Raw genomic sequence first — 13,838 nt, 5'->3', positions numbered from 1 at the left:
GATAAAATGGTAGACAAAAGAGAAACGACGAGCCAATTGCTGCAAGCTCGTATCAAGAGATTTTCGCGTGTTGAGAAGGCTTTTTACCTTTCGATTGCCATTACAGCCCTTGTCTTAGCCATCAGTGTGGTTTATATGCAAACCAAGCTCTTGCAAGTCCAGAGTGAATTAACAACTGTTAATACTCAGATTGAAGAAAAGAAGACGGAGCTAGATGATGCTAAGCAAGAAGTCAATGAATTGATCCGTTCAGAACGACTGACAGGGATTGCGAATTCGCAAGACTTGCAATTAAATAATGAAAATATCCGATCGGGGGAGTAGTATATGAAAACCTGGAAAGAAAAAATAGTACACTTTGCCATTAAGAATCGCAAAACTACCCTTGAAAACCGCAGACGAGTTGGGAAGAGCCTCAGTCTCTTGGCCGTTTTTCTCTTTGCTGTTTTTTTGGTTAACTTTGCGGTGATTATTGGTACGGGGAAAAAGTTTGGTGTTGACTTGGTCAAAGAAGCTAGTAGGGTCCACCAAACGACTCGAACAGTCCCTGCTAAGAGGGGGACCATTTATGATCGTAATGGAACGCCAATTGCAGAAGATGCAACCTCCTACAATGTTTATGCGGTCATTGATAAGGATTATAAGTCTGCGAATGGAGATATTCTATATGTTGAGGAATCTCAGTACAATAAGGTAGCCGAAATTTTCCATAAGTACTTGGATATGGAGGAGAGTTACGTCAAGGAACAACTCTCACAACCAAATCTCAAGCAGGTTTCCTTTGGTGCTAAAGGAAATGGGATTACCTACGCTAATATGATGTCCATTAAACAAGACTTAGAAGCTGCCAAGGTCGAGGGTGTCAATTTTACCACTAGTCCCAATCGAAGTTATCCAAATGGGAAATTTGCTTCATCCTTCATTGGTCTAGCTCAGCTCCATGAAAATGAAGATGGTTCAAAGAGCCTTATTGGAACATCTGGTATTGAAAGTTCCTTGAATAGCTTGTTAGCAGGGACAGACGGTATTATTACCTATGAAAAAGACCGTGTAGGAAATATCGTACCAGGTACAGAACTGGTATCGCAACAAACTGTGGATGGCAAGGATGTTTATACAACATTGTCTAGTCCGCTACAATCTTTCATGGAAACTCAGATGGATGCCTTTCTAGAAAAACTAAAAGGCAAGTATATGACTGCGACCTTGGTTAGTGCCAAGACCGGTGAAATCCTCGCTACCACCCAACGACCTACCTTTAATGCAGATACTAAAGAAGGAATCACTGAGGACTTTGTTTGGCGTGATATTCTTTATCAAAGTAACTATGAACCAGGATCAGGCATGAAGGTTATGACGTTAGCTTCTTCTATTGATAATAATACCTTCCCAAGTGGAGAATACTTCAATAGCAGTGAATTCAAAATAGCGGATGCGACGACTCGAGATTGGGATGTTAATGAAGGTTTGACTACTGGTGGGATGATGACTTTCTTACAAAGTTTCGCTCACTCCAGTAATGTTGGAATGAGTCTACTTGAACAAAAAATGGGAGATGCTACTTGGTTGGATTATCTAAAACGCTTTAAATTTGGGGTTCCAACTCGCTTTGGCTTGACAGATGAATACGCTGGTCAACTTCCAGCTGATAATATTGTTAGTATTTCTCAAAGCTCATTTGGGCAAGGAATTTCAGTGACACAAACACAAATGCTTCGTGCCTTTACAGCTATTGCTAATGATGGAGTTATGCTGGAGCCAAAATTTATAAGTGCTATTTATGATACTAACAATCAGTCTGTACGTAAGTCACAAAAAGAAATAGTAGGAAATCCTGTTTCCAAAGAGGCAGCAAGCACAACTCGAAATCACATGATCTTAGTTGGGACGGACCCTCTATATGGAACTATGTATAATCACTACACAGGAAAGCCAATTATAACAGTTCCTGGACAAAATGTAGCAGTTAAATCCGGTACGGCTCAAATCGCTGATGAGAAAAATGGAGGATACTTGGTTGGTTCTACCAATTATATTTTCTCAGTTGTGACTATGAATCCTGCTGAAAATCCTGATTTTATCTTGTATGTAACGGTTCAACAGCCTGAGCATTATTCAGGTATCCAGTTGGGAGAATTTGCCACCCCAATCTTGGAGCGGGCTTCAGCTATGAAAGAATCTCTCAATCTTCAATCTCCAGCCAAAAATTTAGATAAAGTTACGACAGAATCTTCTTATGCAATGCCTAGCATCAAGGATATTTCACCTGGTGAGTTGGCGGAAGCCTTACGCCGAAATATTGTGCAACCAATCGTTGTAGGTACTGGAACAAAGATTAAAGAGACTTCTGTAGAAGAAGGGACCAATCTTGCACCAAACCAACAAGTTCTCCTTTTATCGGATAAGGTAGAAGAAATTCCAGACATGTATGGCTGGAAAAAAGAGACTGCCGAGACCTTTGCTAAATGGTTGGATATTGAACTGGAATTTGAAGGTTCAGGTTCCGTTGTTCAGAAGCAAGATGTTCGGACTAATACAGCTATCAAAAACATTAAAAAAATTAAATTAACTTTAGGAGACTAATATGTTTATTTCTATTAGTGCTGGAATTGTGACATTTTTACTAACTTTAGTAGGAATTCCGGCCTTTATCCAATTTTATAGAAAGGCGCAAATTACAGGCCAACAGATGCATGAGGATGTTAAACAGCACCAAGCAAAAGCTGGGACGCCAACAATGGGAGGAATAGTCTTCCTCGTAACAAGTGTTTTAGTTAGTTTAGTTCTTGCACTTTTGACTAATCAACTAACCAACAATGTCGGAATGATCCTCTTTATTCTCGTTTTGTATGGTTTGGTTGGCTTCTTAGATGATTTCCTCAAGGTTTTTCGTAAAATCAATGAAGGGCTCAATCCTAAACAAAAGCTCTTGCTTCAATTAGTAGGAGGAGTTATCTTCTATCTCTTTTATGAAAGAGGAGGGGATGTCTTAAATGTATTTGGGTATCCATTGCACCTAGGCGTTCTTTACATTTTCTTTGCTCTCTTCTGGTTAGTTGGTTTTTCGAATGCTGTTAACTTGACTGACGGAATTGATGGGTTGGCAAGTATCTCAGTAGTGATTAGCCTATCTGCCTATGGAGTCATTGCTTATGTACAAAACCAATTGGATATTCTCCTAGTGATTCTTGCCATGATTGGTGGTCTTCTTGGTTTCTTTGTCTTTAACCATAAGCCTGCTAAAGTTTTTATGGGAGATGTGGGAAGTCTTGCTCTTGGAGGAATGTTGGCCGCTATTTCTATGGCGTTACACCAAGAATGGACCTTGCTCTTGATTGGGATAGTGTATGTTTTTGAAACAACATCTGTCATGATGCAAGTTACCTACTTTAAGTTGACTGGAGGAAAACGTATCTTCCGGATGACACCAGTTCATCACCATTTTGAGTTGGGTGGATTTTCAGGTAAAGGCCAAGCCTGGAGTGAGTGGAAGGTCGATTTCTTCTTCTGGGGAGTGGGCTTGCTTGCTAGTCTCGTGACCTTAGCCTTTTTATACCTACTGTAAAACTAACTTTTGATTACAAAATAAAACAGGATGAAGGGGATCTTCATCCTGTTTTTGTGTGCTTAAAGGTTAGTTGGAGTCATCCTTTCTCCCTTTTAACATAAAAGTGGCTGTGAGGGCTAGGCTGAGGCCTGCTAAGAAGAGGAGTGGGTTGGACGCATCTCCTGTTGCTGGAAGTTGTTCTTTAGGAGAATGATTTCCAGTTTTCGCAAGGCTAGGACTAGATGAAAGTTGTTCAGTCTCGTGTGTCAAGGTTTCTTCATCTGAAGCACTTGGTTTTTCCTCTGTGTTAGAGGTTGTTCCAGCAGCTTGATAGACGACAGCATAGGTGCTGAAATGACTAGTGATGAATTCTACCTTTCTGTCTCGAACGGTGAAATCAAGGACTTGCAACTCCTTGGTCGGAGTAATATAGTAGACCTTTTCTACGTTAGCTGAAATAGGCAAGCGAACTAAGACAGAGCCTTTTGGCTGCAAGCTATGATCTGTTGGATTTTTCAGTTGTAGGTCGTAAGCATCATAGGTCTTGCCAAAGAGTTCCTGAGCTAGGACACGTCGGCTAGAGATATGAGAAATTCCTTCTAAGTCAGTGACTCCACCAATAATTTCTACTCCAGTTTCCTTATCTTTTAAGACTCGAACTGGATAATCAGGAAGGGTAAGGGTTGGAGCAGCCTGATCCCCACTAGTTCCGATAGGGTCAGTGTACTCAGATTTTTCAACAGTAGGAGCTTCCTCTTGACCTGCCGTTCCGATAGGCTCGGTGTACTCAGGTTTTTCAACAGTAGGCGCATCTTCTTGCCCTGCCGTTCCGATAGGCTCGGTGTACTCAGGTTTTTCAACAGTAGGCGCATCTTCTTGCCCTGCCGTTCCGATAGGCTCGGTGTACTCAGGAATTTCAACTGTTGGAGCTTCTTGTTCTCCCGCAGTTCCGATAGAATCAGTGTATTCAGGTATTGTCACTGTAGGCGGTTCCTCTTGCCCTGCCGTTCCGATAGGCTCAGTGTATTCAGGAATGTCAACAGTTGGAGCTGGTTCGTCTTGCCCCGCAGTCCCGATAGGTTCAGTGTACTCAGGTTTCTCTACAGTAGGAGCTGGTTCATCCCCCTTGCTTGTAGTTAGCTGCTTCTCGTCAACTTTCTTTTCATCCTTTTTAGTAAAGACGGCCACGATGGGGCTGCTTGTGGCATTTCCTTGAATGGTATAAGCTTCAATGACATTTCCAGCTTTGCGATTGGTTTCGTCAGGGATTGGGATTTGAACTTGATTGTCTTGGATTGATAGGATAGTCTGATCCCCACTGGTAACCAGATGCGTTTCATCCACCTTACGCAAAACTAGAGGATCTTTGACACCTGGGAAGGTCACTGCGATGGCTTCCCAATCTCCAGCTGGTAGGCTTAAGGAAATGGTTTTGTCATTTTCCTTAAGAGGTGCGATACTTGGGCTATCTAAACCAACAGCTGGAGCTTTGATGATATCAAAGGAGTCTAGAGAGATTTTCTTGCGACCTTCTGGCGAATCTGGATCAACTTGTAATGTCAGGGTATGCGGACCGTCAGTGAGATTTGTAAATTCGCCAATAAAAGCTCTCTTTTCAGTTGCACCTGAAGTGTAGAAGTCTAGACTTGGCATTTCTTTGCCATCTAGTGTAACACGTGCTCGTCCAAGAGCGAGGCTCTTTAAGCCAAAGATACGAATACCCGTCCCTGTAAAGGAAATAGTTGCCTGAGCTTCTGAAGCTGCACTAGAGTCGCTATTGTTAATATCAGCGTACTTTTCCGTGCCTCCGTAGAGTTCAGGGTCAGACCAGTCCTTAAACTGGGAACCATACTGGATACGCGAATCACGATCATCCATTTTTTCAATCGTATTGCCTGTTCCAGCTAGGATCTTGAAGTAGTCTAAGGAAATTTTTGAGCGCTCACTACCACGTCCTTTGTGCTCACGTTTAACACTAAGAGTCAATGTGTGAGGTCCGTCAGATAATCCTGCGAAGCGACCGATGAGACTACCTTTTTCAGTTGTCCCAGCAGTATGGAAGTCAAGCTCCCCGACCTCTTTGCCATCAATTTTAGCAGTGGCAAGACCTAGTTCAGACGATTTCAGTCCATAGATTTCGATACCATCGCCAGTGAAAGGAATGGTGGCAGTGAGGTCTTCGTCTGTGTAGTCTCCTTTTGAAAGGTCAGCAAATTTCTCTGTTCCTCCAAATAATTCTGCGTCTGCCCAGTTTCCAAAGGCGGCTCCGTACTGGATACGGCTATCTCGGTCGTCCATCAACTCGCTATAGGTTTCGACAGTGGCCTGTTCAGATACTTGTGTGGAAACTTCGCCCAGCATCGCCTTGACGGTATAAGTATAGGCATGTTGAGGATTGAGTGATCGGTCGATAAAGTTAGTTTGATTGGTTACAAATTCTCTAGTTGCAGGGGTTTGGCCAGATTCATTTTTTACTTGTCTTTGGATGACATAGTGGGTAGCGCCTTCTACTTGGTTGAAGGTGAGTTCGGCAGTGACTCCATTTTGTCGAACTGCTGTCAGACTGGTTATGCGACCAGGGAAATGTTCAAAGGTAATGACATCACCTTTTTGTGTTGCCAGTTGGATGCGGCCATCTTTGAGGACAGTTGCCTTGACTGCTTTGCCATTGACCTTAACCTGACTGGCTTCGATATTTGGATAGTCTACAACCAAGTCTCCACCGACATTTGAAAGGAAGGACAAGCTTTGCAGATTTTTATCTTTCCACTTCATGCTGACTTCAAAGTTACCACGGGCAATCAAGCCAGAAACTTGACCGTCTTTCCATGCATCTGGAAGGGCTGGCAATGGTGCAATATAGCCAGTGTGTGATTGGAGAAGCATTTCGGCCATCCCACTAGTTGCCCCAAAGTTTCCGTCGATTTGGAAAGGCGCGTGGGTATCCCAAAGGTTTTCTAGGGTTGAATACTTGAGCTGTTCAGCGAGCAAGCGATGGGCACGGTTACCGTCCAGCAAACGAGCCCAGAGATTGATTTTATTGGCCTTAGACCAACCAGTCCCACCATCTCCACGGTGGTTCAAGGTAGCACGCGCAGCTTCTAGGTATTCGGCTTGGTCCTTGCTAAAGAGTGTACCTGGGAAGAGACCAACTAGATGGGAAACGTGGCGGTGGTGATTTTCAATCCCTTCATTTGTGAATTGCGGACTGTCCTCCTCGTACCATTCCTTGATGCGCCCCTCTTTATTGATATGAAGTGGTTTGAGTTTGTCAAATTTAGCCTTCACTTCTGTCACCAAGTCTTGGTCGACATTGAGATGATTAGCTGCCTCCATATAGTCGTGGAAGAGTTGCCAAACTAGAGATTGGTCAAATGTATTCCCAATCGTGATAGTTCCATGCTCTGGTGAGTAGGATGGAGAAGAAACCCAACGGTCACTGGCCTGGTCATAGTGCAAGAAGGAGTTCCAGAACTTAGCTGTTTCCTTGAGCATTGGATAAATCTTTTCTTTGAGATAAGTCTCATCCTTGGTGAATTTGTAGTAATCATAGACGTTCTGCATCATCCAAGCATTAGCAGCTGGAGACCAACCCCAATAGTAATTCCAACCAGGCGTAGTCCAGCCAAATGGTGTCGCCTGGGTGTGGACCAGCCAACCATTTTCTTGTCCGTCTTTGGATTCGATACCAGCGTATTCCTTGGCAGCAATACGACCATAGTAGCGCATGTCGTCAATGTAATTGATCATGGGCTTGGCTGTTTCAGCAAGGTTGCTCATGTAGGCGGGCCAATAGTTCATTTGCAAATTGACATTGAGGTGGTAGTCAGCGTTCCAAGGTGGATTGTCTACAGCATTCCAGACTCCTTGTAGGTTGGCAGGAAGGGCATCTGTCCGATCACGAGACGAACTGATGAGTAGATAACGTCCGTATTGGAAGAAGAGTTCTTCCAGTTTTTGTCCTTTTTCTGGGTTATAGCCTTGAAGGGCCTCTTTTGTCGTTTGAGCAGTCTTGTTTCCACCTAGGTTTAGTTTAACGCGGTTAAAGAGACTTTGATAGTCCTTGATATGGTCCTTTTTAAGTGTCTCGTAGTCTTTGGCCTTAGCTGCTTCGACAATCCCTTTAACTGTTTTTTCGAGGTCAATGTCTTTTCGATAGTTGGTTTTTGGATTCTGAGCAAAGTTAGTCTTGGCACTGAGATAGAGGGTTGCATAACTTGCGCCTGTAACGGTCAGAGTTTCGTCCTGAACAGTCACCTTTCCGTCCGTTTTAATTCCTAGATAGGATGCAAATTGGAGGCCGTTATCTTTGACAGTTCCCTTTAGAAGGATTCCGTTTGCATCTGTAGTGACATGACCATTCTTATAGTTAGAATATTCCCAAGAGTAGTTGCCATTAGCAAGCAAATCTTCTGTCAAACTGTTCCAAAGGGTAAAGTCAAGTGTCTTGTTTCCTTTTTTGGTCAAGTGGGTCACAGTGACATCATCAGGATAGCTGGAGAAGGTTTCGCGTTTGAAGGTCGTCCCATCTTGGGTGTAAGAAGTGGTCGTAGTGGCTTCTGTGATATCCAAACCACGATGATAATCAGTTACAGTATCTAGTTCTTTCTTCTGGTTATTAAAGACCATGAAGATATCTCCAAAGGCTAGGTAACGTCCATACTGGGCGTTGTTTGGTCCAACTAGATTTTGTTCAGCTAGCTGTTTTGCTTTTTGGCGGTCACCAGCTTCGAGGGCTTTACGTATCTCTGCTAAGACCTTGTAGCGATCCTTGTAGTTTCCTCCATTATAGTCGGTGCTATCGGGTTGTGGTCCTCCTGACCAGAGGGTCTTTTCATTGTACTGGATTCTTTCTTCGCCAATCAGTCCAAAGACCTTGGCTCCCATCTCGCCATTTCCGACAGGAAGGGCTTGTTTTTCCCATCCATCGTAGGAAGGAGCTGTTGGCTGATCGTAGTTGAGTTGATAGTTTTCTTGCTTTGTCACAGGCTGATCTGCTTTTTCAGGTTCCTTATTTTCTTTAGCTTCTACAATGGCTTCTTCACTAGCTTGACTATTTGTCTTCGGAGTCTCCTCAGCTGGCTTGCTTTCGGAAACTACTGGACTCTCGGCTAGAGACGGATTTGTAGTTTCAGTCGCTTCAGCTGCTTTGGGTTCACTATCAGGCTTAGTGATAGCTTCGACAGAGGTTGGTTCAGTTTGCTTAACCTCAACACTGTCTGCGGCTACAGTGTGGTTGACTAGAAAAACAGCCCCCAGCAAAACAGAAGCAGTCCCAACCGTTAGTTTGCGGATGCTATAGCGACAGGATTTCTCCCAAAATCTTTTATCCATAGAAATCTCCTTTAGTATTTGGAATCGTTTACATTTTGTAAAACAAATCCCTATATTTTTGTTTCTATTTACCTCCCATTCTACTGGTCATCTAGCATTTGTCAAGAGGTTTTTGGTGAAAAACATATTTGAGATTGCTTTTTCTTAAAATAGTAGAAGAAAGAGAGGAAAGGGTGGAATTATTCGTAATTTCATAGTTCAATCTGATTATAAGACTAGCTTAGAATTGACTTAAACCCCTCTTGAAAGCGTAAAACAAACTAGTCAGGAAAGTCACTTTATGGTATAATATAGAAGACTCAAAAAGAAACAGGAGAAAAAGAATGGATTTACTTTTAGCAATTATCTTGATTGTGTTAGCTTTTCTAGGAGGAGCTCTTGGAGGGATGTACTTGGTTCGTAAGCAAATCGAAAAAGAATTTGCGGACAACCCACGCTTGAACGCTGAGGCAGTTCGTGCTCTTTTGAGTGCAAATGGTCAAAAACCAAGCGAAGCCAAGGTACAACAAGTTTACCACCAAATTATCCGCCAACAAAAAGCAGCTCTTGCTAACAATAAAAAGAAATAAATAGGAAAAGTCTGGGATGAAAGTTCCAGACTTCTCACTATGTTCAATAGTTCTCAAGGATAAGACTTTTTCCTTGCATTCTATTGATATTTGATTATGATTAAAAGAGAGGCAGTTGCCATTCTATCAACCCGTCTATCCGTTCATTTAGGACAAGGAATCATAATGAACTATCAATCAGAAAAAAGACTAGAAAGAAGACTGTATGGATAATCGACCAATTGGTTTTTTGGATTCAGGTGTCGGGGGCTTGACTGTTGTTCGTGAGCTCATGCGCCAGCTTCCCCATGAAGAAATCGTCTATATTGGAGATTCGGCACGGGCGCCTTATGGTCCCCGTCCTGCTGAGCAAATTCGTGAATATACTTGGCAGTTGGTCAACTTTCTCTTGACCAAGGATGTCAAGATGATTGTCATTGCTTGTAATACTGCGACTGCGGTCGTCTGGGAAGAAATCAAGGCTCAACTAGACATTCCCGTCCTAGGTGTGATTTTGCCAGGAGCTTCGGCAGCCATCAAGTCCAGTCAAGGCGGGAAAATCGGAGTGATTGGAACTCCCATGACGGTACAATCAGACATCTATCGTCAGAAAATTCATGATTTGGATCCAGACTTACAGGTGGAAAGTTTGGCCTGTCCCAAGTTTGCCCCCTTGGTTGAATCTGGTGCCTTATCAACTAGTGTAACCAAGAAAGTGGTTTATGAAACCCTGCGTCCCTTGGTCGGCAAGGTGGATAGCTTGATTCTGGGTTGTACCCATTATCCACTCCTTCGCCCTATCATCCAAAATGTCATGGGACCAAAGGTTCAGCTCATCGATAGTGGGGCAGAGTGTGTACGGGATATCTCGGTTTTGCTGAACTATTTTGAAATCAACCGTAGCCGAGATGCGGGACCTCTTCAACATCGTTTTTACACAACAGCCAATAGCCAAAGTTTTGCCCAAATTGGAGCAGAATGGCTGGAAAAAGAGATTCATGTGGAGCATGTAACTTTATGACAAACAAAATTTACGAATACAAGGATGACCAGGACTGGTATGTCGGTGTCTGGGATGTCTATGGAGGCATCTATAGCCTTATCAAAGATCCTCTCGAGCTTGATTTTATAGATTTAGCGCGGATTTTTCGTGACGAGGAAAATGGCTTTCCAATTACGATAACGGTGATGCGCTGGTCTTCTAATTTTCGTCTGCTCTCCTTTATCGTTGAGATTTTAAATGCAGAAGCAGGTCGCAATCTAGAAGTCATCCAACGTCAGGGTGCCCTGCTCTTGATTGAAAATGGACAGCTTTTGCATGTCGAATTGCCTAAAGAAGGAGTTGAAGTGGAAACCTTCTTTGAAACTAGCAAGGTCAGAGAAACTCTGCTCATTGCGACTCGTAACGAAGGAAAGACCAAGGAATTCCGAGCTATCTTTGACAAGTTAGGCTACGATGTGGAAAATCTCAATGACTATCCAGATCTGCCTGAAGTTGCTGAAACTGGCATGACCTTTGAAGAAAATGCTCGACTTAAAGCAGAAACTATTTCCCAATTAACAGGCAAGATGGTTTTGGCAGATGACTCAGGTCTCAAAGTCGATGTCCTCGGCGGTTTGCCAGGAGTCTGGTCAGCTCGTTTTGCAGGTGTGGGAGCAACTGACCGTGAAAACAATGCCAAGCTCTTGCACGAATTGGCTATGGTCTTTGACCTCAAGGATCGCTCAGCTCAATTTCACACAACCCTAGTCGTAGCTAGTCCAAACAAGGAAAGCTTGGTTGTCGAAGCTGACTGGCCAGGTTATATCAACTTTGAACCCAAGGGTGAAAATGGTTTTGGCTATGATCCGCTCTTCTTAGTAGGAGAAACTGGTAAATCATCAGCCGAATTAACCCTTGAAGAAAAAAATAGTCAATCCCACCGTGCCTTAGCCGTTAAGAAACTTTTGGAGGTATTTCCATCATGGCAAAGCAAACCATCATTGTAATGAGTGACTCCCATGGCGATAGCTTGATTGTCGAAGAAATCCGTGACCGCTATCTGGGTAAAGTTGATGCCATTTTTCACGATGGTGACTCAGAACTCCGTCCAGACTCTCCGCTCTGGGAAGGCATCCATGTCGTCAAAGGAAATATGGACTTTTATGCTGGCTACCCAGAACGGTTGGTGACTCAACTTGGTCCAACCAAGATCATCCAGACGCATGGACACTTGTTTGATATCAATTTCAACTTTCAAAAGTTGGACTATTGGGCTCAGGAAGAAGATGCCGATATCTGTCTCTATGGTCACTTGCATGTGCCAAATGCTTGGATGGAAGGAAAGACTCTTTTTCTAAATCCAGGCTCCATCAGCCAACCACGAGGGACTATCAGAGAATGTCTCTATGCTCGAGTGGAGATTGATGACAGCTATTTTAAAGTAGACTTTTTGACACGTGACCATGAGGTTTATCCAGGCTTGTCCAAGGAGTTTGCTCGATGATTGCCAAGGAATTTGAAGCATTTTTATTGGAGCAGGAAGAGACTTTTCTTACCCCTGCTGAGAATCTAGCAGCTTTGATTGATACCCACAATGCTGATCATGCGATTTTAGTGTTGAGTCAAATCACCTATACTCGTATCCCTGTTGTGACATTTGACAAACGCTTTGTCGGAACCATTGGTCTGAGAGACATTTTGGCTTATCAAATGGAGCAAGGTTTGACAGATGAACAGATGGCAACGACAGATATCGTCAATATGACCAAGACAGATGTGGCAGTCGTCGCTCCAGACTATAACATCACTGAAGTCCTCCATAAACTGGTGGATGAGCCTTTCCTGCCTGTTGTGGATAGTAATGGCATCTTCCAGGGGATTATTACGCGCAAGTCCATTCTCAAAGCACTTAATGCCCTCTTGCATGACTTTAGTAAGGAATATGAGATTCGATGCAAATGAGAGATAGGATTTCAGACTTTTTAGAGGGAAAGCAGGGTTTGTCTGCCAATTCCAAGCAGTCCTATAAGTATGATCTGGAGCAATTTATAGACATTGTAGGTGAGCGGATCTCTGAAACTAGTCTCAAGATTTACCAATCCCAGCTAGCCAATCTAAAAATGAGTGCCCAGAAGCGAAAACTTTCGGCCTGTAATCAATTTCTCTACTTTCTCTATCAAATAGGAGAGGTGGACAGTTTTTACCGTCTGGAATTAACCAAACAAGCTGAAAAGAAGACTGAAAAGCCAGAGATTCTAGACCTAGACTCTTTTTGGCAGGAAAGTAATTATCCAGAAGGACGCTTGCTGGCGCTTCTTATCTTGGAGCTAGGGCTCTTGCCTAGTGAGATTTTAGCCCTTAAGGTTGCAGATATCAATCTGGATTTTCAGGTGTTGCGAATCAGCAAGGCTTCCCAACAGAGGATTGTCACCATACCCACGACCTTGATTCCAGAGCTAGAACCCTTGATGGGGCAGACCTATCTCTTTGAAAGGGGAGGGAAAGTCTATTCTCGTCAGTGGGCCTTTCGTCAGCTGGAGTCCTTTGTCAAGGAGAAAGGTTTCCCAACCTTATCCGCTCAAGCCTTGCGGGAACAGTTCATTCTAAGACAGATAGAAAACAAGGTCGATTTGTATGAAATTGCAAAAAAATTAGGATTAAAAACAGTCCTGACCTTAGAAAAATATAGATAATGGATATTAAATTAAAAGATTTTGAAGGACCCCTAGATCTGCTCTTGCACTTGGTTTCTAAGTACCAGATGGATATCTACGATGTGCCCATTACAGAAGTCATCGAACAGTATCTAGCCTATGTCTCAACTCTGCAGGCCATGCGTCTGGAAGTGACTGGTGAGTACATGGTCATGGCCAGTCAGCTCATGCTGATCAAGAGCCGCAAGCTCTTGCCAAAGGTAGCAGAAGTGACAGATTTGGAGGATGACCTGGAGCAGGATCTCCTCTCCCAAATCGAAGAATATCGTAAGTTTAAACTCTTGGGTGAGCACTTGGAGGCTAAGCACCAAGATCGGGCCCAGTATTATTCCAAAGCGCCGACAGAGTTGATTTACGAGGGTGCGGAGCTTGTACATGACAAGACGACCATTGACCTCTTTTTGGCTTTTTCAAATATCCTAGCCAAGAAAAAAGAGGAGTTCGCTCAGAACCACACGACCATCTTGCGGGATGAGTATAAGATTGAGGACATGATGGTTATCGTGAAAGAGTCCTTGACTGGACGAGACCAGTTACGTTTGCAGGATTTGTTCAAGGAAGCTCAGAATGTCCAAGAGGTCATTACCCTCTTTTTGGCTACCCTAGAGTTAATCAAAACCCAGGAACTGACCCTCGTGCAAGAGGAGAGTTTCGGAGATATCTATCTCATGGAAAAGAAGGAAGAAAGTCAAGAGGCACAAAGCTAGACTTGA

At 43.3% G+C, this 13,838-nt stretch carries 11 protein-coding genes; 10 read left to right on the top strand and 1 reads right to left on the bottom strand.

Going from position 1 to position 13,838, the window contains the following annotated elements; translation table 11 throughout:
* The first annotated feature begins 6 nt into the window (after nucleotides 1–6).
* The 3 genes from ftsL to mraY are packed head-to-tail and all read left to right on the top strand — an operon-like array spanning nucleotide 7 to nucleotide 3,565.
* Nucleotides 7–324, top strand: a complete 318-nt coding sequence (gene ftsL, locus ACIY19_RS06740) for a cell division protein FtsL (protein WP_000227931.1) — start codon at nucleotides 7–9, stop codon at nucleotides 322–324.
* A gap of 3 nt (nucleotides 325–327) precedes the next feature.
* Entirely contained in the window at nucleotides 328–2,583 is a 2,256-nt protein-coding gene (gene pbp2X / locus ACIY19_RS06735; protein WP_409003017.1) for a penicillin-binding protein PBP2X, read from the top strand.
* 1 nt (nucleotide 2,584) lies between these two features.
* On the top strand, nucleotides 2,585–3,565 hold the full coding sequence (gene mraY / locus ACIY19_RS06730) for a phospho-N-acetylmuramoyl-pentapeptide-transferase (protein ID WP_000470791.1): 981 nt from the start codon (nucleotides 2,585–2,587) through the stop codon (nucleotides 3,563–3,565).
* 69 nt (nucleotides 3,566–3,634) lie between these two features.
* On the opposite strand, the gene ACIY19_RS06725 is transcribed toward mraY, so the two are convergent.
* Nucleotides 3,635–8,881 (bottom strand): SIALI-17 repeat-containing surface protein, encoded by a 5,247-nt coding sequence (locus ACIY19_RS06725; protein WP_409003016.1) that lies wholly within the window; start codon nucleotides 8,879–8,881, stop codon nucleotides 3,635–3,637.
* Nucleotides 8,882–9,204: 323 nt separating this feature from the next.
* Here ACIY19_RS06725 and ACIY19_RS06720 point away from each other — a divergent pair, with 323 nt between their 5' ends.
* The 7 genes from ACIY19_RS06720 (at nucleotide 9,205) to ACIY19_RS06690 (ending at nucleotide 13,832) form a co-directional block, all read left to right on the top strand.
* The gene (locus tag ACIY19_RS06720) at nucleotides 9,205–9,450 is read left to right on the top strand and encodes a YneF family protein (RefSeq protein WP_000364980.1); all 246 of its coding nucleotides are present in this window, start codon (nucleotides 9,205–9,207) and stop codon (nucleotides 9,448–9,450) included.
* A gap of 205 nt (nucleotides 9,451–9,655) precedes the next feature.
* Complete coding sequence (racE, locus tag ACIY19_RS06715; RefSeq protein ID WP_000370379.1) at nucleotides 9,656–10,450, top strand: glutamate racemase; 795 nt, start codon at nucleotides 9,656–9,658, stop codon at nucleotides 10,448–10,450.
* Nucleotides 10,408–11,418, top strand: coding sequence for a nucleoside-triphosphate diphosphatase (locus tag ACIY19_RS06710; RefSeq protein ID WP_409003015.1), 1,011 nt, complete (start codon nucleotides 10,408–10,410; stop codon nucleotides 11,416–11,418). Before racE ends, ACIY19_RS06710 begins: the two co-directional genes overlap by 43 nt.
* On the top strand, nucleotides 11,394–11,915 hold the full coding sequence (locus ACIY19_RS06705) for a metallophosphoesterase (protein ID WP_001118939.1): 522 nt from the start codon (nucleotides 11,394–11,396) through the stop codon (nucleotides 11,913–11,915). Before ACIY19_RS06710 ends, ACIY19_RS06705 begins: the two co-directional genes overlap by 25 nt.
* Nucleotides 11,912–12,373 carry a cyclic-di-AMP-binding protein CbpB gene (gene cbpB / locus ACIY19_RS06700; protein WP_409003014.1) on the top strand — a complete coding sequence of 154 codons (462 nt, stop codon included), beginning with the start codon at nucleotides 11,912–11,914 and terminating at the stop codon, nucleotides 12,371–12,373. Before ACIY19_RS06705 ends, cbpB begins: the two co-directional genes overlap by 4 nt.
* On the top strand, nucleotides 12,370–13,104 hold the full coding sequence (gene xerD, locus ACIY19_RS06695) for a site-specific tyrosine recombinase XerD (RefSeq protein ID WP_409003013.1): 735 nt from the start codon (nucleotides 12,370–12,372) through the stop codon (nucleotides 13,102–13,104). The genes cbpB and xerD overlap by 4 nt, the downstream gene beginning before the upstream one ends.
* Entirely contained in the window at nucleotides 13,104–13,832 is a 729-nt protein-coding gene (locus ACIY19_RS06690; RefSeq protein ID WP_409003012.1) for a segregation/condensation protein A, read from the top strand. The genes xerD and ACIY19_RS06690 overlap by 1 nt, the downstream gene beginning before the upstream one ends.
* Nucleotides 13,833–13,838: the final 6 nt, after the last annotated feature.

It is taken from the genome of Streptococcus sp. ST14, from assembly GCF_046098195.1.
Lineage (GTDB): Bacteria > Bacillota > Bacilli > Lactobacillales > Streptococcaceae > Streptococcus.
This window is presented reverse-complemented; position numbering and strand designations above follow the sequence as displayed.

Excerpts from the sequence above, each read along its gene's own strand:
- ACIY19_RS06725 (WP_409003016.1), bottom strand. The coding sequence starts at position 8,881 with ATGGATAAAAGATTTTGGGAGAAATCCTGTCGCTATAGCATCCGCAAA.
- ACIY19_RS06690 (WP_409003012.1), top strand. The coding sequence starts at position 13,104 with ATGGATATTAAATTAAAAGATTTTGAAGGACCCCTAGATCTGCTCTTG.
- mraY (WP_000470791.1), top strand. The coding sequence starts at position 2,585 with ATGTTTATTTCTATTAGTGCTGGAATTGTGACATTTTTACTAACTTTA.
- racE (WP_000370379.1), top strand. The coding sequence starts at position 9,656 with ATGGATAATCGACCAATTGGTTTTTTGGATTCAGGTGTCGGGGGCTTG.
- xerD (WP_409003013.1), top strand. The coding sequence starts at position 12,370 with ATGAGAGATAGGATTTCAGACTTTTTAGAGGGAAAGCAGGGTTTGTCT.
- ACIY19_RS06720 (WP_000364980.1), top strand. The coding sequence starts at position 9,205 with ATGGATTTACTTTTAGCAATTATCTTGATTGTGTTAGCTTTTCTAGGA.
- ftsL (WP_000227931.1), top strand. The coding sequence starts at position 7 with ATGGTAGACAAAAGAGAAACGACGAGCCAATTGCTGCAAGCTCGTATC.
- cbpB (WP_409003014.1), top strand. The coding sequence starts at position 11,912 with ATGATTGCCAAGGAATTTGAAGCATTTTTATTGGAGCAGGAAGAGACT.
- ACIY19_RS06705 (WP_001118939.1), top strand. The coding sequence starts at position 11,394 with ATGGCAAAGCAAACCATCATTGTAATGAGTGACTCCCATGGCGATAGC.
- pbp2X (WP_409003017.1), top strand. The coding sequence starts at position 328 with ATGAAAACCTGGAAAGAAAAAATAGTACACTTTGCCATTAAGAATCGC.
- ACIY19_RS06710 (WP_409003015.1), top strand. The coding sequence starts at position 10,408 with ATGGCTGGAAAAAGAGATTCATGTGGAGCATGTAACTTTATGACAAAC.